21 protein-coding genes are annotated in these 23,847 nt (G+C 62.2%); 8 read left to right on the top strand and 13 right to left on the bottom strand.

Annotation, left to right across the window (positions count from 1 at the left end):
* Nucleotides 1-279 precede the first annotated feature (279 nt).
* Nucleotides 280-2,550, top strand: coding sequence for a beta-glucosidase BglX (bglX, locus tag ACZ1JM_RS04045; RefSeq protein ID WP_465131848.1), 2,271 nt, complete (start codon nucleotides 280-282; stop codon nucleotides 2,548-2,550).
* A gap of 60 nt (nucleotides 2,551-2,610) precedes the next feature.
* On the opposite strand, the gene ACZ1JM_RS04040 is transcribed toward bglX, so the two are convergent.
* Genes ACZ1JM_RS04040 through ACZ1JM_RS04000 form a run of 9 tightly spaced genes read right to left on the bottom strand, consistent with a single transcriptional unit; the run spans nucleotide 2,611 to nucleotide 12,438 of the window.
* On the bottom strand, nucleotides 2,611-3,804 hold the full coding sequence (locus ACZ1JM_RS04040; protein ID WP_465131847.1) for a CaiB/BaiF CoA transferase family protein: 1,194 nt from the start codon (nucleotides 3,802-3,804) through the stop codon (nucleotides 2,611-2,613).
* Complete coding sequence (locus ACZ1JM_RS04035) at nucleotides 3,801-4,724, bottom strand: hydroxymethylglutaryl-CoA lyase (protein ID WP_465131846.1); 924 nt, start codon at nucleotides 4,722-4,724, stop codon at nucleotides 3,801-3,803. Before ACZ1JM_RS04035 ends, ACZ1JM_RS04040 begins: the two co-directional genes overlap by 4 nt.
* Entirely contained in the window at nucleotides 4,721-5,326 is a 606-nt protein-coding gene (gene leuD / locus ACZ1JM_RS04030; RefSeq protein WP_465131845.1) for a 3-isopropylmalate dehydratase small subunit, read from the bottom strand. Before leuD ends, ACZ1JM_RS04035 begins: the two co-directional genes overlap by 4 nt.
* The gene (locus ACZ1JM_RS04025) at nucleotides 5,323-6,738 is read right to left on the bottom strand and encodes a 3-isopropylmalate dehydratase large subunit (protein WP_465131844.1); all 1,416 of its coding nucleotides are present in this window, start codon (nucleotides 6,736-6,738) and stop codon (nucleotides 5,323-5,325) included. Before ACZ1JM_RS04025 ends, leuD begins: the two co-directional genes overlap by 4 nt.
* 12 nt (nucleotides 6,739-6,750) lie before the next feature.
* On the bottom strand, nucleotides 6,751-7,776 hold the full coding sequence (locus tag ACZ1JM_RS04020) for a zinc-binding dehydrogenase (RefSeq protein ID WP_465131843.1): 1,026 nt from the start codon (nucleotides 7,774-7,776) through the stop codon (nucleotides 6,751-6,753).
* A complete protein-coding gene (locus ACZ1JM_RS04015) occupies nucleotides 7,773-9,398 on the bottom strand; it encodes an FAD-binding oxidoreductase (RefSeq protein ID WP_465131842.1) in 1,626 nt (541 codons plus the stop codon). Before ACZ1JM_RS04015 ends, ACZ1JM_RS04020 begins: the two co-directional genes overlap by 4 nt.
* A gap of 45 nt (nucleotides 9,399-9,443) precedes the next feature.
* Nucleotides 9,444-10,841, bottom strand: a complete 1,398-nt coding sequence (locus ACZ1JM_RS04010) for an FAD-dependent oxidoreductase (RefSeq protein ID WP_465131841.1) — start codon at nucleotides 10,839-10,841, stop codon at nucleotides 9,444-9,446.
* Nucleotides 10,838-11,197 carry a hypothetical protein gene (locus tag ACZ1JM_RS04005; RefSeq protein WP_465131840.1) on the bottom strand — a complete coding sequence of 120 codons (360 nt, stop codon included), beginning with the start codon at nucleotides 11,195-11,197 and terminating at the stop codon, nucleotides 10,838-10,840. The genes ACZ1JM_RS04010 and ACZ1JM_RS04005 overlap by 4 nt, the downstream gene beginning before the upstream one ends.
* Nucleotides 11,194-12,438 (bottom strand): class I SAM-dependent methyltransferase, encoded by a 1,245-nt coding sequence (locus ACZ1JM_RS04000; RefSeq protein WP_465131839.1) that lies wholly within the window; start codon nucleotides 12,436-12,438, stop codon nucleotides 11,194-11,196. Before ACZ1JM_RS04000 ends, ACZ1JM_RS04005 begins: the two co-directional genes overlap by 4 nt.
* Before the next feature lie 102 nt (nucleotides 12,439-12,540).
* Here ACZ1JM_RS04000 and ACZ1JM_RS03995 point away from each other — a divergent pair, with 102 nt between their 5' ends.
* The 7 genes from ACZ1JM_RS03995 (at nucleotide 12,541) to ACZ1JM_RS03965 (ending at nucleotide 18,315) form a co-directional block, all read left to right on the top strand.
* Nucleotides 12,541-12,858, top strand: a complete 318-nt coding sequence (locus tag ACZ1JM_RS03995; RefSeq protein WP_465131838.1) for an REDY-like protein HapK — start codon at nucleotides 12,541-12,543, stop codon at nucleotides 12,856-12,858.
* On the top strand, nucleotides 12,855-13,676 hold the full coding sequence (locus ACZ1JM_RS03990) for an SDR family NAD(P)-dependent oxidoreductase (protein WP_465131837.1): 822 nt from the start codon (nucleotides 12,855-12,857) through the stop codon (nucleotides 13,674-13,676). Before ACZ1JM_RS03995 ends, ACZ1JM_RS03990 begins: the two co-directional genes overlap by 4 nt.
* 1 nt (nucleotide 13,677) lies before the next feature.
* Nucleotides 13,678-15,051: an MmgE/PrpD family protein gene (locus tag ACZ1JM_RS03985; protein ID WP_465131836.1), complete on the top strand. Its 1,374-nt coding sequence runs from the start codon at nucleotides 13,678-13,680 to the stop codon at nucleotides 15,049-15,051.
* 84 nt (nucleotides 15,052-15,135) lie between these two features.
* Entirely contained in the window at nucleotides 15,136-16,026 is an 891-nt protein-coding gene (locus tag ACZ1JM_RS03980; protein ID WP_465131835.1) for a VOC family protein, read from the top strand.
* A gap of 2 nt (nucleotides 16,027-16,028) precedes the next feature.
* Nucleotides 16,029-16,871, top strand: a complete 843-nt coding sequence (locus ACZ1JM_RS03975) for an alpha/beta fold hydrolase (protein WP_465131834.1) — start codon at nucleotides 16,029-16,031, stop codon at nucleotides 16,869-16,871.
* A gap of 3 nt (nucleotides 16,872-16,874) precedes the next feature.
* Nucleotides 16,875-17,537 (top strand): hypothetical protein, encoded by a 663-nt coding sequence (locus ACZ1JM_RS03970; protein WP_465131833.1) that lies wholly within the window; start codon nucleotides 16,875-16,877, stop codon nucleotides 17,535-17,537.
* 37 nt (nucleotides 17,538-17,574) lie between these two features.
* A complete protein-coding gene (locus ACZ1JM_RS03965; protein ID WP_465131832.1) occupies nucleotides 17,575-18,315 on the top strand; it encodes a hypothetical protein in 741 nt (246 codons plus the stop codon).
* Between the two features lie 41 nt (nucleotides 18,316-18,356).
* Here the strand turns inward: ACZ1JM_RS03965 and ACZ1JM_RS03960 are convergent, their stop codons facing one another.
* From ACZ1JM_RS03960 to ACZ1JM_RS03945, 4 genes are read right to left on the bottom strand one after another with little or no spacing between them, the layout of a single operon-like run.
* Nucleotides 18,357-19,178 carry a cupin domain-containing protein gene (locus ACZ1JM_RS03960; protein ID WP_465131831.1) on the bottom strand — a complete coding sequence of 274 codons (822 nt, stop codon included), beginning with the start codon at nucleotides 19,176-19,178 and terminating at the stop codon, nucleotides 18,357-18,359.
* A gap of 13 nt (nucleotides 19,179-19,191) precedes the next feature.
* Nucleotides 19,192-20,775 (bottom strand): FAD-binding oxidoreductase, encoded by a 1,584-nt coding sequence (locus ACZ1JM_RS03955; RefSeq protein WP_465131830.1) that lies wholly within the window; start codon nucleotides 20,773-20,775, stop codon nucleotides 19,192-19,194.
* On the bottom strand, nucleotides 20,772-22,133 hold the full coding sequence (locus ACZ1JM_RS03950; protein ID WP_465131829.1) for an MFS transporter: 1,362 nt from the start codon (nucleotides 22,131-22,133) through the stop codon (nucleotides 20,772-20,774). The genes ACZ1JM_RS03955 and ACZ1JM_RS03950 overlap by 4 nt, the downstream gene beginning before the upstream one ends.
* Nucleotides 22,121-23,806 carry an alpha/beta fold hydrolase gene (locus ACZ1JM_RS03945; protein ID WP_465131828.1) on the bottom strand — a complete coding sequence of 562 codons (1,686 nt, stop codon included), beginning with the start codon at nucleotides 23,804-23,806 and terminating at the stop codon, nucleotides 22,121-22,123. The genes ACZ1JM_RS03950 and ACZ1JM_RS03945 overlap by 13 nt, the downstream gene beginning before the upstream one ends.
* Nucleotides 23,807-23,847 lie beyond the last annotated feature (41 nt).

Raw genomic sequence — 23,847 nt, 5'->3', positions numbered from 1 at the left:
ATGATCCGGTTGGATAGTGATCCGACCACGGGAAACTCCGTATAAACGGTGACTATCGCACTCAGTCAATTCGGAAATTTATGCAACATAATTCGACCGGGGCCAGTCCGACGTTTGGCATCCGGACTTTCGGGTGATGTCTCGTCTGTTGCTGGCGCGGCGATGCACGACAGGGCGACCGACCGGCGCGACGCTTGGTCACCGCAGTGCAACAAATCGTCCGAAATTCGTTTAGGAACCGTGCACCTCACTGGCCCAGGAACTGATAAACAGCCCTTCATGAACATCGACCGACGTAGCGCTATCGCGGGAATAATCGGCGGTACTTTCGCCATTGGCATGACGCGCCGGGCTTTAGGCGCGGATGAGGTAGCACGTGTCGATGCCCTGATCGCTCGCATGACCATCGAGGAGAAAGCGGGGCAGATGACGTGTCTGGCCGACAGCTTCCGTCCGTTCAATCCCCCCAATCCGGCCGCCGGAATACAGGATCAGAAACGGCTGTCGCAGGAGATACGAAAAGGCCGTGTAGGTTGCCTGTTCAACGGGATCGGCGTGGCCGGTGCCCGCAAAGCGCAGGAAATCGCGGTGAACGACAGTCGGCTGGGCATCCCGCTGCTGTTCGCCGGGGACGTCATCCATGGCCTAAAAACCGTTTTCCCGGTGCCTTTGGCCGAGGCTTCGAGCTTTGACCCCGCATTGGCACAGCGGACGGCGCGGGCGATGGCGCTGGAAGCCACTGCTGCAGGCCTGCACCTGACGTTCGCGCCGATGGCGGACGTTGCGCGCGACCAGCGGTGGGGCAGGGTGGTGGAAGGTTCGGGGGAGGATGTTACCCTTACGTCGTTGCTGGTGGCAGCACGAGTGCGCGGGTTCCAGGGGCGCGATCTACGGCGGGATGACGCGCTTCTGGCGTGCCCGAAGCATTTCGCCGCGTACGGCGCTGTCGCCGCCGGGTTGGAATATGGCAGCGTCGATATCAGCGAGGAGACGCTGCGCGAGACGCACCTGCCACCGTTCGAAGCCGCCTTTGCCGCTGGCGCGCTGACCACCATGGCCGCGTTCAACGAGATCAATGGCGTTCCGGCAACCGCCGATCGGACGCTTCTTACCGATATGCTGCGGACCGAGATGGGCTTTCGCGGCTTCGTGTTCTCCGATTACACGGCGGATGAGGAACTGGTGGCGCATGGCTTCGCGGAAGATGATCGCGATGCCGCCCGGCTCGCGATCCTTGCCGGGGTGGACATGTCGATGCAGAGCGGGCTGTACATCCGCTATCTGCCTGAGCTGGTCAAAAGCGGCGCGGTGCCCATGGCGACCGTGGACATTGCCGTCAGGCGCATACTCTACGTCAAAGCGGCCTTGGGACTGTTCGACAATCCCTGGCGCTCGCTGGACGAAAACGTGGAAGCGAGCAGGGTAGGGCATCCGGCGCACCGGACACTCGCGCGTGAGGCGGCGACGCGGTCCATCGTCCTGCTGCAGAACGATGGCGTTCTGCCGCTGGATGCTGACAAGCCAGCGCGCATCGCCCTTATCGGACCTTTCGGCGAAGACCGCGACAACGTCTATGGGCCGTGGGCGTTCTATGGCGATCCGGGGAAGGGCATCGACATTGCGACAGGATTGCGCGCCGCGATGCGTGATCCGGCCCGATTGGCCGTCGTGCCCGGCAGTGGCATCCACAAGGCTGTGGATGGAGGCATCGAGGCGGCGGTGAAAGCGGCAAAGTACGCCGATGTCGTGCTGCTTGCCGTGGGCGAATCGCAGGATATGTCGGGTGAGGCGCAATCGCGAACGACCATCGAATTGCCGCCAGCGCAGCAGGCTCTGGCGGATGCAGTGGCCGCGACAGGCAAGCCAGTCATTGTGTTGCTACGTCATGGCCGCGCCCTTGCTCTGCATGACGGCGTGGCGAACGCCAATGCGGTGCTGGCCACCTGGTTCCTTGGATCGGAGAGTGGCAACGCCATCGCCGATGTCGTTTTCGGCAACGTCGATCCCTCAGGCAAGCTGCCTGTCAGTTTTCCCTGGGAATCGGGGCAGGAGCCGTTCTTCTACGATCGCAAGTCCACGGGCCGGCCGGTCACGGGCGCGGGCAGTACCGAATACAAGGCGCGCTATGCCACTACCGACAACAGCGCGCGTTACCCGTTCGGCCATGGCCTCAGCTATACGAAGTTCGCGCTCGACAAGTTGCAGCTGTCCGACAACGCGCTTCGCTGGGACAAAAGCATTACCGTTGCCGTCAGAATCACCAACAAGGGAAAGCGCAGGGGCAGCGAAGTCGTGCAGCTCTACATTCGCGATCGTGTGGCAAGCCGGACCCGGCCCATTCGTGAACTGAAGAAAATGGAACGCGTCACGCTTGACCCCGGCGGCAGCAAGACGATCCGCTTCGCCTTGTCGCGTACCGATCTGGAATTCATCGGAGCGGGCAACAAACGTATCGCGGAGCCGGGGCTGTTCGACATTTGGGTCGGGCAATCTTCAGTGGGCGGACTTCACACGCAAATTACGCTCTACGCCGCCGCTCCCAGCGCCTGAAAGAAAAACCGCACCGAGATCATCGGTGCGGTTTGTTGTTCAAATGGGGATCGGGTCTGCTCAGGTGCTGCCAACTGCACCCGTGGCAACCAGCTTCTCCACCGCATCGGGGTCATAGCCCAGCGACGCAAGAACGCTGCGGGTATCGGCGCCGGGGGACGGCAAGGTTACATGCGAGCCTGGTCGAAGCCCGCCCATCTGCAGCGGTATTGTCGGGAGACGGGTTTCCGCGCCGTTGTCGAGCGTGACCGGTTCCAGTCCGCCTTGGGCCAGTTGCGGATCATCGAACATGTCTTCCGGTCGCGCGATCGGTGCGAAGGGAAGGCCGGTCCCTTCCAGCTTGGCGACCACTTCGTCACGCGTCATGCTCGCGATCAGCGCACGGACGTGCGGCAGAATGCGGTCGCGGGCCAGCACGCGCTGGTTGTTTGCGCGCAGGCTTTCGTCGGCCCACAGCTCGTCTAGCGCAAAGAGCGCGCAGAATTTTGCCCACAAGGGGTCGCTCACCACGCCGATAAAGACGGGCTCGTCCTTGGTCTCGAACACGTCGTAGATCGCCCAGGCGGAAATGCGGGCGGGCATCGGTGCAGCAGCTTTGCCGGTCACCGCAAACTGCGCCATGTGCTGGCCGACGAGGTACGCGGTGGTTTCGAACAGGCTGGCGACAACCTTCTGGCCACGGCCGGTCCGGTGGCGTTCCTCCAAAGCCGCGAGAATGCCGATGACCCCGAACATGCCGCCGGTCACGTCAATCACGCTCGATCCAGCGCGCAGCGGCCGTCCGGGAGGTCCGGTCATGTAGGCCAGACCGCCCATCATCTGCGCGACTTCGTCCAACGCGGTGCGCTCTTCATAAGGTCCCGGAAGAAAGCCTTTTTCCGAGCAGTAGATAAGACGGGGATTCGCCTCCGACAGCGCTTCGTAGGACAAGCCGAGCCGGTCCAAAGCACCGGGGCGGAAGTTTTCGATCAACACGTCCGACCGTTCCGCCAGATTGCGCGCTATCGCCTTGCCGTCTTCGCTCTTGAGATCGACGCAGATGGACTGCTTGCCGCGATTGTACATGGCGAAGTAGCCGGAACCGGACCCCAGCAGTCGCCGGGTCTGATCACCGCCGATCGGTTCCACCCGCACGACTTCCGCACCGAGGCCGGCCAGGATATGGCCGACCGTCGGGCCCATGACCATGTGCGTGAACTCGACGACGCGAATGCCCGCGAGCGGTTGCGGCACAGCGGCCGTGTCTGCGCTCATCGCGCGATCCTTTCGTTGTAGTCGAGCATCGGCCCGGCATCTGGGGTGAAGCCGTAGAGCGGCTCATCGGGCAGGGCGGCGGCAAGAATCTTGCGCACCTCCAACAGGCGTTCAAGGTCGATGCCGGTATCGTAACCCATTGCGTTGAGCATGAGCACCATGTCCTCGGTCACGAGGTTGCCCGACGCGCCGGGCGCGTAAGGACAGCCACCCAGGCCACCGAGTGACGAGTCGAGCGTCGTGATGCATTCGTTCAACCCGGCAAGCGCGTTGGCGAGCCCAAGGCCACGGGTATTGTGGAGGTGCAGGGTGGTCAGCTTGTCGTCGCCCACGGCTGCTTTCACCTTGCGGACAAGACGCGTCACCTGAGCGGGGTCAGCATAGCCGGTGGTGTCCGACAGGCTGAACTCCATGGCTCCCGCTTCCGCCGCCGCGACCGCAAGGCGCACCACCGCGTCTTCGGAGACGGCGCCTTCGATCGTGCAGCCGAACGCGGTAGACAGACCGACCGCGAAATGGACCCCAGCATCGCGCGCGATCTGCGCAACGGCAGCAATCTCCGCCAACATGGCCGGATGATCGCGGCGCACGTTGCGGATGGAATGGGTTTCGCTCATCGAAAAGGGGATGGACATGCCATGCACGCCGGCTTCGACCGCGCGCGTTGCGCCCTTGGCGTTCGGGACAAGCGCCACGACATTCAGTCCTTCGATCCCGCGAGCGAAAGCAACCAGTTCGGCGGTGTCAGCCATTTGCGGCAGCAGGCTGGGCGGAACAAAGCTGCCAACCTCTATCTCGCGGACGCCAGCTTCGGCCTCCGCCTTGATCCACGCTTTCTTGGCCTCCAGCGGCATGACCGCCTTGATGGACTGCAGGCCGTCGCGAGGGCCGACTTCTGAAACGAGTATCTTTTGGCTCACGCCGATTTCTCCAAATATACCCATGGCCTCGCCGCGTGGTCTGCCGAGGTCCAGCTTTCGATGGAGGGCAGCGATTTCAGGGTGAGGTCGATGGCATCCAGCCCTTCGAGCAGCATTTCACGCGGCTCAGGCTCTATTTCAAAGGAATGGGTCGCGCCGTCGGAACTGACGTGCTGGCGGGGCAAGTCGATCGTGACATCCCGCCATGCCAGTGACGCGACTACGTCCGCCGCGAGCACTACCGGGAGCAGTCCATTGCGAATGCAGTTTGCCCGGAAAATAGGAGCGAAGCTCGGCGCAATAACGCAGCGTATTCCGTATTCTGCCAGCGCCCATACCGCGTGTTCACGGCTGGACCCGCACCCGAAATTGTCTCCGCCAAGCAGAATCTGAGCCCCTTGGGCATCGGCTTTGTTCAGCGGGAAGTCTGGATCGGGCTGGCGCGCGGCGACGTCGATGTATCGCCATGGTGCGAACAGGCCATCAGCCAGTCCGGTGCGGCCGGTGCTTTTCATCTCCCGGCTCGGAATGATGGCGTCCGTATCCACGTTGTCGCGCAGGATTGGCACCGCGCGTGAGGAAAGAGTGGTGAAGGGTGTCATTGCGCGGCCTCCTCCAGGCCAGCGCTGGCCAATTCCCGCGGGTCGGCGATTGCACCGGCGATGGCGCTGGCTATCACGGTTTCCGGGCTGGCAATATGCGTCCGGATGCCCGGACCCTGACGGCCTTCGAAATTGCGGTTGGTGCTGCTTATCGTGCGGCTGCCTTCAGGAAAGCGTTCACCGCCCGCGAAGAAGCAAAGCGAACACCCGCTCGCCCGCCATTCGAAACCAGCATCGGTAAAGACCCGGTCCAGCCCTTCGGCTTCCGCCTCGCGTTTCACCGCAGAACTGCCCGGCACTACCATCGCTTTGCGGATGGAGGGCGATATACGCTTCCCTTTCACCAGGGCAGCGGCGCGGCGCAGGTCGGATAGTCGCGCGTTGGTGCACGAACCGATGAATGCCACGTCGATCGGCGTCCCGAGCAGCCGATCGCCAACGTCCAGACCAATGTACTCGTGCGCGGGGTCCGGTCCTTTGGGTACCGTCCCGTCGATCGGCATGGAATGGCCGGGGCTGGTCCCCCAACTGACCATCGGCGCAAGCGACGCTGCATCGATCGCGATTTCCTGATCGAAAACGGCGTCTTCGTCGGTCCGCAATGTTTGCCAGTAAGGATCATCGAACGTGGTGGGAGCGTAACGGCGACCGGCCAGGTAGGCGAACGTCTTTTCGTCCGGCGCGATGATGCCGGTCATGGCGGAGAACTCGGTCGCCATGTTGCACAAGGTCATGCGCGCTTCCATGTCGAGCGCCCGCACCGCTTCGCCCGCGAACTCGACTACGTGGCCCGCGCCGCGCCCAGCGCCGTGCGCCGCAAGCAGGGAAAGCACCATGTCCTTGGCGGTCACACCAGCTGCCAATGTGCCATGGAATGTGACGCGCATCGTCTTTGGGCGATCGAGCCGCAACACGCCTGTCGCCATCGCGTGCTCGGCTTCGCTTGACCCGATCCCCCAGGCGAGGGCGCCCAACGCGCCTTGAGTACAGGTATGGCTGTCCGGGGCGACCAGCGTCACGCCGGGCAGGACGATACCGAGTTCGGGAGAGATGACATGCGTGATGCCCTGGTCGGGGTCATTCACATCGAACAGGGTTATTCCGGCGGCATGGGCGGCCGCGCGAGTCTCGGTGATGAACGCGGAGCCGCCCTCCATCAGCGTGCCGTCGCCGCGACCGAGGCGGGTATCCACGATATGATCCATCACCGCGAAAACGCGTGCGGGATCGCGTACCGGGCGCCCTGACGCGGCCATGGATTTCAAGGCGGCGGCGCCAGTGCGTTCGTGCAGGAATACCCGGTCGATCGCGATCAGGGCCGCACCGCCAGCGGCCGGGGCAACCTGATGCGTATCCCAGATTTTCTGGAAGAGGGTCTTGCTGGTTGTCGTGTTCATAGTTTTCAGACGCATGCTCTTGCTGCGTCAGTCTCCAGACTTGATGATATCTACGACGACTTTGCCCATCGATTTGCCGGACAGCAGTCTTTCCACACCGTCGTAGATGCCTTCGATGCCGTTCAGGGGCACGTCGTCAAAGTGGACCTTGATCTTGCCTTCGGCGTACATTTCGAACAGCCGTGTGCGAGCGTCATCCCAATACTGCGTCAGCAGGCCGTTCATGAAGCCGCGAACCGATGCGCCCTTGTAGTAGATGGCGTGGGCGATGCGCGGAGCGGTAACGACTTCGGGCTTGCCTTCGAGATCGGAAGCGGCACCGCCAACGACCAGCCTGCCGTGAGGCGCAATATTAGCCAGGAATGCGTCAAAAATGGCACCGCTGACCGTGTCCACCGCGACATCGATGCCCTTGGGATATTCGGCAACCAGGACGGCGTTCACGTCCTCAGACTTGTAGTCGATAACGCGTTCGGCGCCCAGCGACGCAACGAATGCGCACTTTTCGGTACCCCCGGCCACACCGATGACGCGGCAGCCCTTCAAGACGGCAAGCTGCACCAGCAAATGACCGAGGCCACCTGCGGCCGCCGAAATGGCAACGGTTTCACCGGACTTCACCTCGCCGATCTGCTCCAGCGCGACGAGCGCCGACACGCCGGTCGATGCCAGGGCCAGGTACTCACGCGTGGCCTCGGGAGCCGGGGCGAATTGTGACACCGGCCCGATGTTCGCTTCTCTGTAGCCGCCGGTGAAGCGAACAGTGACGGCTGCATCACCCGGCGCAAAGTCGCTGACGCCATCGCCGATGGCCTCCACCGTGCCGATCGCTTCGACGCCAGTAAAGGTGGGAAGTGCGATTTTCACATAATCGACAGCGTTGCGCGCGATCTGGGTATCGAAGATCGCGTTGACGCCGCAGTGCAGATTGCGCACTCGAATTTCCCCCGGTCCGGGCTGGCCAAATGGTACTTCGACAATGTCGGCGGCATCCCGGAAGCTGGGCGCGATCCGCTCAAGCCGGATCGCGCGGTACGTTTCTTCTCCGCTCATTGCGCAGCGTCTTTATGCGGGAACCCCAGGCCGCCCGGATTGAACAGGCCCTTCGGATCCGTCACTGCCTTGACCGCGTCGAGCACATTGCGGAACGCTTCGTCCCGGCTGTCGCGATAGGCATAGGCGCGACCGATCTGGAAATGGCCGGCGCCATACTTCTTGCAGATGGACTTCACCTTCTCGCGCGCTTCCGTGACCATCGCGGTCGCCTCGGCATTGGGGCCGAACTGCTTCAGTCGCTTGAGGTGATCGGCTTCGACCATCGAAGCATGAACCGGGCGATAGCCTTCCGGCCAGAAGAACACCGGCTCGATCACGATCGCGTTGGTGGACAGAGACGAGAACAGGAAGCCGGTGTGAACGCCCAACGCATCGAACCGATCCTTGACGGAATCGAAGTACGCGCGAATTTCGCCGAACACAGACGGGGCGGTGGAAAGCGATACCAACCCGTGCACCGGAACCCAGCTTTCGCCCTCCGGCCCAAGGATCGAATTCGGTGCAGGGAAGGGCATCGCGCGGATGACCTTGGCGATCGAATTTTCTATCTCGACGCCTTCGAAACGCTTGGCGATCTCCCGGGCAGCTGCAAGATCAGCCGCAACGCCTTCCGCAGTGCGGCCTTCAGCAGTGATGTGCAGCGGATATTCGTCCTCGGGGATGAAATCGCGGCCGCCCATCGCAATTTTGGCGGCAGCGATCAGACCCTTGCCCCAGGATTTTTCCTTGGCGATGACTTTGCCCAACGTTTTCACATCGCTGGCCATGGACATGCGCTTCATACGCACTTGCGTCAGGCCTGGGTCAAATCCGCAGGTCTCCGCGGCGATCCCGGCGCGAGCCATTTCGGCAAGCGCTTCGAGCATAACTTGACCGGTCTTGAAGGAGAAGCTGGCCGAATCCTCAAACTGCGGCGTGCGCATCAGCCGGAAGGTCGCTTCCGCCTTGATGCCAAGGGTGCCGGAATCCCCACAGAACAGGCCCGCAAGATCGGGGCCGAAGTGGCGATAGTGGGGTGTCTCCCCATCCGGCCCGCGCGCGCCGGTCTTCAGGACCCGACCATCGGCAAGCACGATGGTCAGCGCGATGAGGCTTTCGCTCGACGTGCCGTGGTGTCCCGCGCCGAACATGGCATTCAGCTGCGAAAGGCCGCCACCAATGGTCGAATAGATGCCCGACATCGGCCCCCAGAACGGCGTGCGCAGACCGTGGGGTTTCAGCGCTTCGTTGAGCGCCAGCCAGGTGCAGCCCGCTTCCACCGTGACGGTCATGTCTTCCGGGCTGATTTTCAGCACCCGATTCATGCGCCGCATGTCCAGTGTGATGGTCGTATCAGTGGTCGGCGTGTAGGAGCTGGTGTAGCTCATACCTGCACCGCGCGGCGCTATATCGACGCCCGCTTCATGAGCGGCGGCAACGACTTGCGCCAGTTCACGCGCGTTGTCCGGGGCGACCGCCAGAACACTGACAAAGTCGCCCTTCGACCAGATATCTTCGCTATACAGGCGAAGGTTGTCCTGATCGTCCGAGACATTCTGGGCACCGACGATGCCGTTCAACTGCTGGCGCAGGTCTGCGAATGAAGGCTGGGCACGGGCTATAGTCTGGGCTTCGGGCATTATCGGGCATCCCAAAAGTTGAAGAGGGAAAAATCGGAAAACAGGTCAAGCATCGGTGAGCTGGCCCTCACTGAGACGGGCTGCCGTCATGCCGGCGAGCCGTCCAAAAGTGACGGCCGTCGCCAGCCCCATGGCAGGCAGATACCCCCAGTGCGCCGGACCCGAAACGGAACGGGCTGCGCCGCCGCCAGCCAGCAGATTGGGCAGGGGAGTGCCATCCGGACGCAGCACCCGCGCTTCGGCGTCGATCTGCAGTCCGCCCTGTGTGTGGTAGATGGCGCCCACCACTTTCAGCGCGCGATAGGGTGCCGTCGGCGGTTGGTCATCGCCCCAGTTACGGCCCTGCTCATCCGGGAGGCCACTGCGCTGCGTAGTCCACGCCTCGTTGAGAGTTTCTGCCAGAGCTGCCGAGGGAACGCCGATCGTCGCGGCCAGATCCTCTACGGTGTCTGCGGATCGTGCTGCATTGAGGGCCAGCAATTGCTGCATCTCAGGGATGTAGTCAGCCGTCTTCTCAATACGTTCGTCGAAAACGACCCAGACATGGCCGCCCGGCTGCGCGAGGACGGGATGCACCATCCCGGCAATGTCGGCAGTCTCATTGGTGAAGCGTCGACCGTCGATGTTGACAAGTACGCCGCCTTCGATGGGAACGCCGGGAGGGACGGAGATGCCCTGCGGCTCGGTCAGCATCGCATACCCTTGGTATGATGCCATGTCCCCGAATGCCGCGCCGAGCTGCTGCCCGACCTTGACCGCAATCCCCTGACTGCCCTCGTGACCATTGTTTCGCGCGGTCGCCACTTCCGGCATGTGCTGCTGGATCATGGCGTGATTAGCGGCAAAACCCCCGCATGCGAGGATCAGGGTGTCGCAGCCGACTTGCTCGATCCCGCCGTCGGGCCGTTGCAATGATACGCCAAGCACACGCCCGTCTTCCTGGGCGTGAACCTCTATCAAGCGGGCGCCAAGCATCACGTCGATGCCCGCATCGTCCAAGCGACGATGCAGCAGGTCGACCATGTCCTGGCCACCATGCCCGCGCCATCCATGAACGCGGAAGGTTGAATTGCCGTAGGCGGGACGGAAACCGCGATCCAGTTCCCAGGGCAGGTCGTGAACCTGTGCCATCCAGTCCACTGTGGGTCCGGCATTCTCGGCAATGGCGCGTGCGATCACCGGGTCTGTCTGGCCGCGCGTTTTCGTCATGATATCAGCGTAGAAACGCTCGGCATCGTCTTCGATACCATTGTCGGCCTGGGCTTTGGTGCCGGCGGCGCAGATCAGGCCCTGGGACATCCCCGTGGATCCCATGGGCCGCTCATCCTGTTCGACAAGGAGCACTTCCGCGCCGCCATCATGCGCTGCCAGCGCCGCGACGCAGCCGCAGGCACCGCCGCCGATGACAAGCACCGGGATCACGTATTCGAAGTCGGGCGTCATGCTTCGCGCGCCAGTTCGTCGCCGACGTCGCCGGACGCGACATCGTTGTTGGCCATGGCCGCGCTGTTCTCCTGCTCGACGATGCGCAGGATGCGAGCGATGTATTCCTGGTTCCACATCTGGCGTTCCGCCGAAGCGCCACGATCCGGGACAAAGGCATCGATCTCGCCCGGTGCGAGGATGCCCTTCTCCAGCAACAGGCGCTCCATCGTATCGGCGCGCTGGCGCGATACTGCCAGTTCCTGGGCAACCGCCATCGTGATTGCCAGCACGCGCTCTACTTGAGCGTCGAGAAAATAGGGACGCTTGCCTGCGGGCTTTGCGCCTGCTCCGTCCAACGCATCCGCAAAGCTCATGCGACAGCTCCGATCACGTGCCAGGCGGCCTTGCGGCCATAGTCTTCGGTTTCATCCTCTTCGGCGGCGGGGAACAGCTCACGATCGACGACGGCCGTGACGCCTCCATGGATCAGCTTGTCCCGATCGAACCCGGCGCGCACCATTTCGGTGTCGAGGTCCATTTCGTGCATCCGGCTCCAGAACGGCTCGTTGTTGTAGAACGCGTCCCAATCACGCATCGCCTGTTCAAACAAAGGCATCTGCGGCGTGTATTGGGGCTGTTCCACGTGCAGCACGACGCCGCCCGGCTTCAGCAAACGGCGCGTCTCTGCGAAGATGTTACGAAGCGCGGTGGTCGACAACTCGTGGAGGAACATTGTCGTCTGGATCCAGTCGAAACTGGCGTCGGGAAAACGCGACAGGTCCTCTCCACTGGCCTGAACGAAACGCACGTTGTCCACGCCCATCGACTTGGCCCGTGCCAGGCCATAGCGCAGCACCGGGGCGCCGAGATCGACGATGGTCATGTCGGCTTCGGGGAAAGCCTGCGCCAATGGCAGGCTGGAATGGCCGACGGTTCCGCCGATCTCCAGGATACGCTCAGGTTTGAAGTCCGGCAGGTTGCGGCGCACCCACTTCACCACGGCGTGGCCGCCGCCGTCCGAATACTTGCCGAGCAGGCCGCTGGTCGTCACGAAACCGGCGTGGTCGTAGTTGACGCCGTTGGTTACGTCCTGCGGGTAATACTCGGTATGGTAGCTGCCGGGCATACAGTGATGATCGACCGCGGAGACATAGCGAGGGATCTTAACCGATGGATCAAGTTCAAGCCGATTGTCGCCATCGGTCAACTCGGCAGCGATGCGGTTGGTCCGCTCGCGTTGGCGCAGCGCGGTCCAGCGCCCGGCCTGCTGGCGCTGCTCCATGGTCATGCGGCGCAACGCCGACCAGGACTGAAACGCCGGATCGGCCAGTAGCGCCTTGCGCGCTTCGTGCCTGTCAGTGATCGGTCGGCCGTTGGCGGCTTCGAACGCCGGTGCGACGCGGGTATCATAGGCGGCCTTGACTCCCGGTACGATACGGGCAGCAAGGTGGCGGTTCATTTGCGCCAGAAAGTTGATCCGCTCGACCTCATCATGACTGGTCTGCGGAAAAACCGCATGGCGGCCAATGACGCGGTAGTCCGGCGGGCCATCGTATGCGGCGCTAGGATCGTTTGCGATGGCGCTTGTGGAAGGGGTGTCTGCAGAAGAGTTCACGGCCTGCCTCATTTGTTATAAAGATATAATATATTGACGGCTCGCCAGAAGCAAGGTCATGGTTATCATTATCCGCAAGGCGACAACGCGAGGGACAAATCGATGCTAATTTTCGCGCTTTTCAATCTCAAGCCGGGCGTTTCGCCGGAAGCCTATACGCAATGGGCCAAGGAAACCGATCTGCCCACGGCCAATGCACTGCCTTCAATCGAAAGCTTCCGCGTGTTTCGCACTACGGGGGTACTGGGCAGCGATGAAAAGCCCCCCTTCGGCTACATCGAGGTTCTTGACGTCAAAGACATGGACCAGTTCGGCAAGGACGTATCCACCCAGGCGATGGTCGAAGTGGCGCAGGCATTCCAGGGCATGGTCGAAGTGACGTTCCTGACCACCGAGGAGATCTCGGGAGCCGCTGCGTGAGGTTCGCTGGCAAAGTAGCCGTCGTCACCGGGTCGGGCCGGGCAGGGGGCCTCGGCGAAGCGATCGCTCGCCGACTTTCCGAGGAAGGCGCTAAAGTCGTGATCGCTGATATCGGGGCATCGAAGGATGTCGCTACGCCCGACACGATGATCGGCGGAACCGACGAAATGCAACAGATCGCTGCAGCACTGCCGGGTGATGCCTCCACCTTCGCGTGCGACGTGCGCGACCCCGATCAGGTGAAAGCCTTGGCCGCACACGCGGTCGAAGCGCATGGCTCTTTGGACATCTGGGTGAACAACGCCGGTATCGGTTACATCATGAAGCCACTGCGCGATGTCTCGCCCGATGACTGGCGCGCGGTGATCGACGTCAATCTTACCGGCGCCTGGTATGGGCTTCAGGCCGCTGCCGAAATCATGATCGCGCAGGGACGAGGCGGCAGGATCGTCAACATCGCCAGCCAGGCCGCCAAGTCGGGCTTCCCGCATGCTCAGGCATACACCGCTTCAAAGCATGGACTGGTGGGTCTGGTGCGTTCGGCATCGATCGAGTTGGGCGAGCACGGGATCACGGTCAACAACGTCTGCCCGAACCATGTCACCACCGGCCTCGGCAAATGGCAGAACGAACACTTTGCCGAAGTTCAGGGCATCACGGTCGAAAAATACATAGAGAACATGTCCTCGCGGATCCCGATGCGCCGCCCCGGCTTGCCACAGGATACCGCCAACGCCGTTGCTTTCCTGTGTTCGGACGAAGCGATCTACATCACGGGTGAAAGCATGAACGTGTCGGGTGGCGAGGAGCCGCACTGACATGACTGAGGCCAGTACGACCAATGCCGCCGAAGTGCTGATCGACTATGTGCTGTCCCTCGATTGGGCCAGCATACCCGATGAAGCACGCGAAAGAGCTGCGACTTTCGTACACGATTCGCTGGCGGTTGGCGTGGCGGGGCGCAATGCCGCGCATGCTGATGGCGTACTGGCAATGGTCGAAGGATGGGGCGCTGGCACTGCGGCCTCGGTGCTTGGCCGTCCGGGAGTGCGACTACCGGCCGCTTCTGCGGCGTTCGTGAACGCATTCCAGATCCATGGTCAGGAATACGACTGCGTTCATGAACCTGCCGTGTTGCATCCTATGGCGACTGTCCTGGCGGCATTGCTGGCAGAAGCCGAACGCGGCGCCCCGGTGAGCGGAGAGCAGTTCCTTACCGCTATCGTCGCGGGTGTTGATGTGGCCGTGACGCTAGGCATCGCCGCGCCTGACGGGCTGAAGTTCTTCCGCCCGGCGACGGCGGGCATCTTTGGCTGTGTGGCCGCCATCGCCAATTTGCGGGCGATGCCGCGCCAGCAAGCACTCGATGCCTTTGGCCATGCATTGGCGTTCGTTTCCGGAACCATGCAGGCGCATGTCGAAGGCAAGCCGGCGTTGCCGGTGCAAGTTGCCAACGCAGCGCGCAACAGCTTGGTGTCAGTGGATCTGGCGCGGATCGGCATGCCCGGCGTGACCCGCCCGATCGACGGACCTTTCGGCTATTTCGCCCTCCTCGAATCGCGTGAGGAACTGGCTGCGGCCTTGGCGCAGCTGGGGAAGGTTCACCGCATAACCGAGGTCAGCTGGAAGCCGTTTCCGACCGGCAGGGCAGGTCACGGCGGCATAGTTTCGATCCAGGCGCTGATGGCAAAAGGGCTGACGAGTGGCAGTCTCGATCGTCTGGAATATCGCGCCCCACCGCTGATCCATCGGCTCGTCGGCCGCCCGGCCAAACCGGGTATGGAGCCTGGCTACGCCCGTTTATGTCTGCCGTATCTTGGGGCCGTAACGCTGCTGCGGGGGACGGTGTCGCTGGCCGACTTTGCGCGAGACACGTTGGACGATCCGAAGGTTCTGGAATTGGCGGGGCGCATCACCGTGATCGCAGACGACAATCCGGATATGGCCGCCTTCGTGCCGGCACGTGCCACCGCATGGTTGCACGATGGGGCAACGCTGGTCGAAGACGTCGCGGCCCAGTTCGGATCGCCTCAGTGGCCGCTCAGCGACGATCAGCATTGCGAGAAGGCGCGGGCCTGCCTTGCATTTGCCGGTCTGGCAGAGTGCGAAGATGCGTTGGTTGGTGTTATTGCCGACCTGCCGCAATCCCACGATGCGATCGCTACACTGCAGTCAACCGGCGTGATGGGATGAACTTTATTCAAGCGTGACGATCATCGCGCTTGAATATGTATTAAATCTATATCAATTGTATCGGGTAGGCAGGAGCGACCCGGCATGACCTTATTGAAGTGCGCCACCCATATCGTAGCTGATCTTGGCGCAGCCATCGAACGATACGAAACCTGGATGGACTACCGGGCGGTAGAGCAGGGCGAGCTTGCCGCTGATCTGGCTGCCGCATGGCAGGCTCCCGCCAGCGCCGGTCAGGCATATGCGATCCTTCAGCCTGCATCGGGCGAAGAAGTGTTCCTGCGTTTCATCGAAGGTGATCCCGTCGCGGACTATCTTCCGATACGGTCGTACGGCTGGGCGGCCATTGAGCTATGCGTTACCGACGTCGAAGCCGTGAACGAACGGATGTTGCGCAGTCCCTTCGACGTCATCGGGCCGCCACGCCCGCTGGATGGATTTGCCACGGTAAAGCCAATGCAGGTGCGTGGTGCGGATCAGGAAACCGTTTACCTGACCCAGATCCTTCAGCCAGGGCCGGATACTGGTTTGCCTCAGCCAACATCGCTGATTGATCGTCCCTTTATCATGGTTCTGGCTTGCCCCGACCTGCGAAAGTCCGCTCAGTGGGTGAAGGACGTGCTGGGTCTGCCGGTGATTGATCCGGTTGCGATCCGCTATTCTATGATCACGCAAAGTTTTGGGCTGGCAGAAGATGCCAAGACCGAACTCGTCACCGCAAAGGGCGGGGGGCAAGTGTTCATCGAGCTGGACCAATACCCCCAAGAAGCCACGGAACGCCCCCGCCATCCCGGCGCGTTGCCGCCCGGCGTAGCGATCACGACCATGCTGCATCCGGACTTCGACCGGCTGGAAGGGCATTGGGCCTCGCCCCCGGTCAAACGCGACGGCGCGCTGTATGCCGGACGCCGAACCGGTGTGTTGCTGATGCCAGAGGGGGCGCTTCTGGAAATCATCGAAGGCGGGGAAATCTGATCATGAGCACCACCAAAATCCGTCGTGGCTTCGTCGATGTCGCGCATGGCCAGATGCACTATCGTCAAGCGGGCGAATCGGGCGAGCCATTGCTGATCCTCCACGCGTCTCCTGGCAGTTCGCGCCAGCAAGTGCGCCTGATCGAGGATTTCGCCGGAGAGGCGAGGGTATATGCCCCCGACACCCCCGGCAACGGTGACAGCGTGGCGCTTTCCGATGGCGAGCCCACCATGCCGGACCTTGCCGCTGCGATGCTGCAATTCATGGACGAGGCCGGTCTCGACAAAGTGCGCGTCTACGGTTCGCACACCGGCGCTGCGATCGGTGCAGAACTTGCCATTCTTGCGCCTGACCGTGTCTCCGCACTCGTGCTGGATGGTGTCAGCCTGATGGAAGGCGAAGAGCTAGCGGAAATTCTCGCGACGTATGCTTTCCCGTTCGAGCCGGACCTGGACGGTGCATATCTGACGCGGCTGTTCCAGTTCTGCCGCGATCAGTATGTTTTCTTTCCCTGGTATCGCCGTACTCGTGCTGGACGCCGTGATGGTGGTCTTGGATCTCCGGAAGATCTGCACGCGTGGATCGTCGAAGTGATGAAGGCGAGTACTACGTATCATCTCAATTATCGTGCTGCTTTCAAGTGGCCGGCAGACAAGCGCATGGGCCTGATTACGTGTCCCACGCTGGTGACAGCGGCGGTGAACGATCCGCTATATGATTCCAGTGTCGCACTTGAAAAGCTGTTGCCGAATGGCCGTTTCGCCGAATTGCCGCGGCTGGACGCGCCGGAATTCCGCGCGGCCCGGCATGATGCGATGGCAGCACTCTTCGCTGCCGGGAACTGAGCCATGGATATTGCTCTGTCGCTCCTCACTCTCCTGCACATTCTGATCGCGGTTTACTGGCTGGGCGGTGACCTTGGCGCTTTCTACAGCTCCAGCTTCATGGTCGACCCCAAGCGCTCAGTCGCCGAGCGCATGATGGCGCTCAAGATACTGAACAACATCGACATGGCCCCCCGCACCACGCTGATCCTTGCATTTCCTACAGGTTTCGGCCTGGCAGTCGCGAAGGGCTGGCTTGACGTGCCGGGAAGCTGGGCCGTCGCCGTGTGGGTTGTGTTCCTGGCGTGGCTGGCTCTGGCGTGGACGGTCCACATCAAGCATGGGCCGCAGGGAGCCACCTTCAAGCGCATTGATATCGCCGTGCGCTACATCGTATTGGCTGGCCTGGTAGCTGGTGGTATCGCCGGGGTGTCCGGCGCCATCGCTCTGCCGTTCTTTATTGGGCTGAAGCTGCTGATATTGGCAGGCTGCATCACCTTGGGGCTGATCGTGCGCCGTCAGTTGGTGCCGCTATTCCCCGCTATCATTCAGATGCGTGAAAGCGGTCCGACACCGGACACCGATCGCATCATCGCCGCCGTCAATTCGCGGGCGCGGATCAGCGTCATCAGCATCTGGGTGCTGGTCCTGGCGGCGAGTTTCCTGGGCATTGCCACCCCGGTTTAAGACCTGACAGTACCTCACAGAAGGAAGGGAGATCATCGTGCAACAGCATCGGACCATCACCGGAAAGATACTCTACACCTCGCGCAAGCCTGGCCGCGAAGGCCACGAACGAGGCCGGGAGTTCTTCACCTTCACTCACCACACCGACGGCAAACGGTCACTGCGCGCGCGGTGTGAAATCGACGAGCCAGCGCCGACCGTACATCGCGATATCGTCTACAGTCTCGATGAAAACGACCGTCCGATGGACTGCTTCGTACGCCTGACAGTGGGCGACAAGTTCATGGGCGCCGGGATGTTCATAATCGGCAAGGACACGGTCGAATGTGAAAGCTACGGGCCGACGATCGGCCGCGTATCACAGACGCTGCATATCAATGGCGAATTCGACGGGTTTGGGACGCATCCGATCTCGGGCGATGCTTACATCACCAAGAAGATCGACCGCTCGCGCGGGCCGCACAAGCGTAATTTCCGCTGCTTCTTGCCTTCAGCAGACCATCGCGGCGCGACGCCGCCCCTGATCGCCGAATCGAATATCGATTTGGCTTATGTCGGTCAGGAAACGGTGACTGTTCGCGCCGGGACGTTCGATTGCCACAAGTATCAGTTTACCGACGATGCCGGCGGCATGATCTCGATCGACGGCCACGCCCACCCGCCGTACGAAGTATGGGTGACAGCGGACGACGACGCCATCTTTGTTCAAGGCGGAGTCGGCGGATACATGCAGACCTGGTACGAACTGGTCGAACTCGAGCGTTCCGACGCCAAGTAAGTGATAGAGGGGGCGCCCATTCGGTGCCCCCTTTTTCGTCACTACCAGGCCGGCGCCAACGGAAGTGGCTCTGCCCAGGATTGAGGCGTACCTTCCGGCATGACCGGCCGATAAGGCGCACCAATCGGCAACGGTCGCAATTCATCGCTCCAATGAGTGACGATGCGGTTGGCGCCGGGCGAACGCATGATCTGCAGGCATCCCGTTTGCGAAACATGCGGTCCATGCAGGATGTTTGGTGGGCGATAGAAATAGGCACCCTGCCGCATGCAGCCTTCGGGTGCCCACATCTCACCCTGCAGCATGAACATCTCCTCGGCATGGTCATGCCGTTCGGGAGGGAGCCGGTCCTCCTGCGGAACGCCGTGAGGCATCCCCATCAGCAGGAACGTGCGGCAACTGTCGCTGGGGCCCAGTCGGAGGACCTTTCGCGCCAATCGCAAGTGAATGAGCTTGGGGTCGTATGTAGATACGTCCCACGGCATCGCCGTCGTATCTAGGGCAAGGTGTTCCGCGACACCGCTGACTGAGTTGGGATCGTCGCGCCCGTAGCGAAAGACCAGCATTACGGCGCCCGCTGCGGAATGACGAATGCCAAGACCTGAGCCGCGAGGCAGGAAGCCGTAGCCGTGAAGACCCCGCTCGGTGCCGTCCATGACAATCGAACCGCCGAGTACGAGGAATTCTTCCGCACCTTCAACGGTTCTATTGGCGTCGCGAGAGTATCCCGCCGGATACTGAACCAGCATTGTCGCTTCGCCTGACTCCGGGTCGGCATTCAGCAACTTGATGGAACTGCCATCGGGTTGCGGCTCCCAATCGACATTCTGGGTCTGCACGAATTCGATGTGCGGGCGGGCCATCAGCGTCCTCTCTTCAAAACAGTTCCAGCGCGCCCGGGTTCATCAATCCATGGGGATCGACGGTGCGCTTCAATGATTGCAGAAGATCGCGCGCTTCGGGGCGCAAGACGGAAGCGTAAGGATACGTCCGGCCGATCTGATTGGACGCAGCGCCCTGTTCCGCGAACAGATCGATAAGTTCGGCGCGGACCTGCATCACCAGCGCCCGCGCATCAGGAGCCGCGTCCGGTTCAGCGAACGTATTTGTTCCGGCCAGAATGTCCTTATGCAGCGGCATCCACGCATCGCGCCAGTTCAGCACTGGCTCGTAACTGAAGGCATGCGTGCCCAAGACGGTCAGCAGCCGCGAGACGACGACCCCGGCAGCGTCCAGCGCTGGTTTGTGCCGAGTGATCAGTGCTTCGATCGATGCAGTGAGCCGCTGGGCTTCGCTATGCGGGACTTTGGCATTCAAAGCGATCCAGCGGTCCGAATTGGGGCCGACGATCAGCCTGTCCACCGGCATGAACAGTTCCGCCCTGCCAGCGCGAGGGATTGAGTCGGGAAGTTCCGAACCGCCGAAGCGCGCGACGATGGATCGCGCTTCGGCGATGTCCGCGTCTACCGTCTGCTCGCTCCGCCCGGCAAGGACCAGGTGCAGCGAATGGCAGCCGTCTTCGATGAAGTTGCGACCAGCCATCGCCAATTTGGCGCCCGCCTTGATGCCCTTGAAAAGACCGCGTTCCTGGCCGACGACTTTGACCAGGGTGCGGGCATCGCGGGCAAGATCGCTGGGAGTGGCGAGAGCGGTTCGCGTCTTGTCCGGATCCATGAGATACGCGTCTTCGGCGATATCACAGCGCGCTACTTCGCAGAGAGCCTTGATCCCGCTAGCCTGATCGCCGAATCCGAACGACAGGTATCCGGTGTGCTTCGGGGCACGGACAAGCCGCAAGCTAATACGCGCCTTGATCCCAAGAGCACCTGCATCATGCACGAATAATCCAGTCGTGTCTGGCCCGAAGGTGCGCATGAACGGTTTGGGCGCGTTCGCCACGGCCCTCTGCCCTGTATGGAGCTGGGAGCCGTCTGCCAGCAGGATCTCCATGCCGATGACGGCTTCTGCGGCTGACACGTGCCGGGCGGTGCCAAGGAACAGCGCACCGTTGGAAAGGCCGCCTCCCACAGTCGCACGATGGCCGGAAAAGGTGCCGAAGAATGGGAGCCGCAAGCCAAGCGGGGTCAAAGCCTCGTAGATCTGCCGCCACGTCGCCCCCGCTTCGACGGTTATGACCATGTCTTCTTCGCTGACGTCGAGGATGCGGTTGAGCCGCGCGACATCGATTGCGGCGAACGGTCGATCCGTGGGCGTATAGCCGCGAACGTATGTCAGACCACCCCCGCGTGGGGCCATGGCGATGCCGGCCTTGCCGATAAGTGTCACGGCCTGTGTGAGTGCTTCGACGGTGGAGGGGCGAACGACCATGATGCAGGCAGCGCCCTGGTCCAGCAGGTCGGATCCATGGAGCCGCAGCGATTGCTCATCGGTCAGCAGCCCGTCAGGGCCCAGGATGGCGCGAAGGTCATTGATCAGGTCGTCAGTGACGGTAACGGTCATGCATCTTCCTTTTCGGCGAGTGCGAGAGAGGCTTCGCGAAATCCCTTGCGGGCAGCCATGAGGATCAGGAGCGCCGCAAGTCCGCATCCGAAGAATACGCAGCCCAGCGCCCAGGCGATGCCGGTCCGCCCGGTGAAGACGGTGTCGGAGAGGAAACCCACGATGAAATTGCCCGCCGTCAGCGCGACAAGTCCGGACGCGATCGTCTGCAGCGCCATGACTTGCGCGCGCAAGGCATTCGGCGTGATCTGCGCGAAGCCGGAATAGACCGCAGACGTGTTCCAGTTGAGGAACAGGGCGTTCAGGGCATATCCCAGCAACGCCAGTCCACCGGTCGGCGCAAGGCAGGCGAGAGTGCCGAACACCACCATCGACAGCGCGCAACCCATCGCGCACAGCACCGGCGCGTCGACATGCCCGCGTCGGTTCAGCCAAGCCATGACCCAACCGCTGTTCACGGCGGCGAACACCGACACTGGCAGGCCGACCATGCCCAGTATCTTGCCGGTCTCAGCCGCTTCCCATCCGTGCGCTCTGATGAAAAGGGCAGGGAACCAGCCGATGATGGCATAGACGCACACAAGGTTTAGCACCGACCCCAGCATGAACAGGCCGTAGGCGCCGGGTCGGTCGAGGAAGAGGCGGATGATCGGTTTCAGGCTGATCGGTTCCGTCGAAGGGCCGCCGCGTCGGAACGGTTCGCGGCTTGTCGCGAGGAATACCAACGCGAGCAGGATGCCTGGCGTGCCGCACAGGACGAAGACGACTTGCCATGGCTGCATTGCGCCAAAGATCGATGGAATGCCAACGATCAGGCCGTCCGCCCAGTCAAGGAATATGCCGCCAAGCGCCATGGCTGCGGCGGTTCCAAGCGAGCTTCCGGTAACGAAGATGCCGTAGGCCTTGGGCCGGATGTCCGGGGCGAAATAGTCCGCGATCAGCGATGTCGCCACCGGAACCAGTGCCGCCTCCCCGACGCCGACCATCATGCGCGCGAAAAACAGTTCATGAAAGTTCGACGCGAACGAACAGCCGATGGTGGCCGCGCTCCACAATACGAGGCCGCCGAAGAGCAGGGTGACCCGTCGGCGGCGGTCGCTAAGCATGCCCAGCGGTAAACCTAGAACGCTGTAGACGACACTGAACGCCATCCCCTGCAGCAAACCGAACTGCGTATCGTCAATGTCCATCGCTTTTTGCAGCGGCTCGATCAGCAGGGCGATCGAGACCCGATCGAGGATCGCCAAAGCATAGGCGAGCGTCAACAGCGACAGGACATACCAGGCGTAGGAACGGCGCGGCCAAGGGTGCGCGGCGCGAGCGGCGCGGTCAACTGCCTCGTCCGTCAATTCACGCACTCCGCTGCAGCGACCTGATCCAACGCGGCAACCAGAACGGCGGCATCGGCTTCCATCACGCCAGTGATGGGCATACTCCGCGCACGGGGGGCGAGAGCGAACAAGTCCGCCGACTGGGCCATCGCCGGGTCATTGCCTTCGCACGCGAGCATGGGCGCTGATACCGCACGCCAGACCTCGGGCCGCGCCACGGACAAGGATGCCCGAACTGCCTGATCATAATGGCGACGCTGCTTCAGCACACCGGTAAGCGCGTGATGCAGATCGGCCGCGTCGCTTATGCCGAACAGGGGACGGGCGGCGTGCGGGTGGCTGTCGTTCCATGGAAACTGGACCTGACTGTCGCGCAGCATGTGCCATATCTGGTGGAGATGCGATCCCGCCACCGCGTCGAACTCGATCGGCGGACAGATGGAGTCGGCAAGCAGTACATCTGCTGTATCGATTGGCGGTGCGCCTTGCACGGTGATCGACGCCACATGCCCCTGATGGCGGCTGGCGAAGTGGGCGCCCAACGGTGAGAGCAGGTCGATCGCCAGCACGTCCACCGTGCCGAGGTCCAGGGCTTCGACCAGAACGGCCAGCGCATCTGCCATCGCGACGGGCGTCGCTTCCCTGAGGGGGTCTGAGTTTCCGTGGCCCGGAAGGTCCGGCACAATGACACGGCGGTGGGGAGCCAGTGCCCGCGCCCATCGCTCCGCCTCCAGCGTGGTCGGCCCGGACAATGCCAGTATCGCCCGACCGGTGGCCTTGCCGAAACTACGCCAATGGAGTTGGCCGCCATCAAGATCGACATATCCTCGCGCCAGATCGGCACCAGCAAGCTTTTCCGATAGCTGAGCAGGCAACTGACCTGTGGCCATCCCGAGCGTTCGAGCTATCCATTCGACCCACGCATCCCGATCCGGTCCCAATCGCTCGACCGACAAATTGCGGTTTTCCGCGCAGGGCACTTTATCAAGATGAGCATAGAGCACGTCATCGCTGCGCGCGCCGATTACGGTCCGCACCGGAACGCGCACCAGATCCGCCATCGGGTTCCACCGCATCGCGGCGGCATAGGCGTCGGCGTACTGCGGGCCGGCACTGAACAAGTCGATCCCGTAGTCTTCCATCCAGTCAGCAGACGGCGGTTCCATCGGGATGCGATTGGCTGCCGTCACCGCGAACCAGGGGAACCAGCGCAGCATGTCACGCGTGCGGCTCCATTCCGCCGCGATCCAAGCGCCGGTCGGCTCTGGCTGGAACGGGCGCATGTACTGTTCGATGAACGCCTCGGGCGTTGTTGCTGCAGGAATGGACAGGCCATCCAACATCAGCAAAGGCATCGTTCCACCGCGAACGGCAAGCGCGAGGGCGATCTTGGCGCTCGTATGGGTCGCGTAGACCGGGGCGTGGCCAATGCCTATCGCCGCGATTGCAAGGCCGAGGGCCTCAGCGAAATCCGCGATGCCGGGGCCTTCCATCCCGATCGGATCGGAATCACCGTAACCCGGCGTATCGATGGCAAAAACCTGGAAACGATCGGAAAGCTGTTGCATCAATGGTATGTGCAGCCGTGACGATCGGGGGGAATCGTGCAGCAGGACAATGGCCGGACCAGACCCGCAGACCCGGTAATGAACCAGACGCCCGGCGGCTTCGACGTAGTGACACGATATTCCAGCGCTCATGCGGGACTGTACCTTTGCTCCGAAGGGTCTTCACCACGACA

The sequence above is a fragment of the Novosphingobium sp. BL-S-24 genome (assembly GCF_055521575.1).
Note: the sequence above shows the minus strand (reverse complement) of the source record. Positions and strands in the feature narration are given on the sequence as shown.

Excerpts from the sequence above, each read along its gene's own strand:
- bglX (WP_465131848.1), top strand. The coding sequence starts at position 280 with ATGAACATCGACCGACGTAGCGCTATCGCGGGAATAATCGGCGGTACT.
- ACZ1JM_RS04040 (WP_465131847.1), bottom strand. The coding sequence starts at position 3,804 with ATGAGCGCAGACACGGCCGCTGTGCCGCAACCGCTCGCGGGCATTCGC.
- leuD (WP_465131845.1), bottom strand. The coding sequence starts at position 5,326 with ATGACACCCTTCACCACTCTTTCCTCACGCGCGGTGCCAATCCTGCGC.
- ACZ1JM_RS04025 (WP_465131844.1), bottom strand. The coding sequence starts at position 6,738 with ATGCGTCTGAAAACTATGAACACGACAACCAGCAAGACCCTCTTCCAG.
- ACZ1JM_RS04020 (WP_465131843.1), bottom strand. The coding sequence starts at position 7,776 with ATGAGCGGAGAAGAAACGTACCGCGCGATCCGGCTTGAGCGGATCGCG.
- ACZ1JM_RS04015 (WP_465131842.1), bottom strand. The coding sequence starts at position 9,398 with ATGCCCGAAGCCCAGACTATAGCCCGTGCCCAGCCTTCATTCGCAGAC.
- ACZ1JM_RS04010 (WP_465131841.1), bottom strand. The coding sequence starts at position 10,841 with ATGACGCCCGACTTCGAATACGTGATCCCGGTGCTTGTCATCGGCGGC.
- ACZ1JM_RS04005 (WP_465131840.1), bottom strand. The coding sequence starts at position 11,197 with ATGAGCTTTGCGGATGCGTTGGACGGAGCAGGCGCAAAGCCCGCAGGC.
- ACZ1JM_RS03995 (WP_465131838.1), top strand. The coding sequence starts at position 12,541 with ATGCTAATTTTCGCGCTTTTCAATCTCAAGCCGGGCGTTTCGCCGGAA.
- ACZ1JM_RS03985 (WP_465131836.1), top strand. The coding sequence starts at position 13,678 with ATGACTGAGGCCAGTACGACCAATGCCGCCGAAGTGCTGATCGACTAT.
- ACZ1JM_RS03980 (WP_465131835.1), top strand. The coding sequence starts at position 15,136 with ATGACCTTATTGAAGTGCGCCACCCATATCGTAGCTGATCTTGGCGCA.
- ACZ1JM_RS03975 (WP_465131834.1), top strand. The coding sequence starts at position 16,029 with ATGAGCACCACCAAAATCCGTCGTGGCTTCGTCGATGTCGCGCATGGC.
- ACZ1JM_RS03970 (WP_465131833.1), top strand. The coding sequence starts at position 16,875 with ATGGATATTGCTCTGTCGCTCCTCACTCTCCTGCACATTCTGATCGCG.
- ACZ1JM_RS03960 (WP_465131831.1), bottom strand. The coding sequence starts at position 19,178 with ATGGCCCGCCCGCACATCGAATTCGTGCAGACCCAGAATGTCGATTGG.
- ACZ1JM_RS03955 (WP_465131830.1), bottom strand. The coding sequence starts at position 20,775 with ATGACCGTTACCGTCACTGACGACCTGATCAATGACCTTCGCGCCATC.
- ACZ1JM_RS03945 (WP_465131828.1), bottom strand. The coding sequence starts at position 23,806 with ATGAGCGCTGGAATATCGTGTCACTACGTCGAAGCCGCCGGGCGTCTG.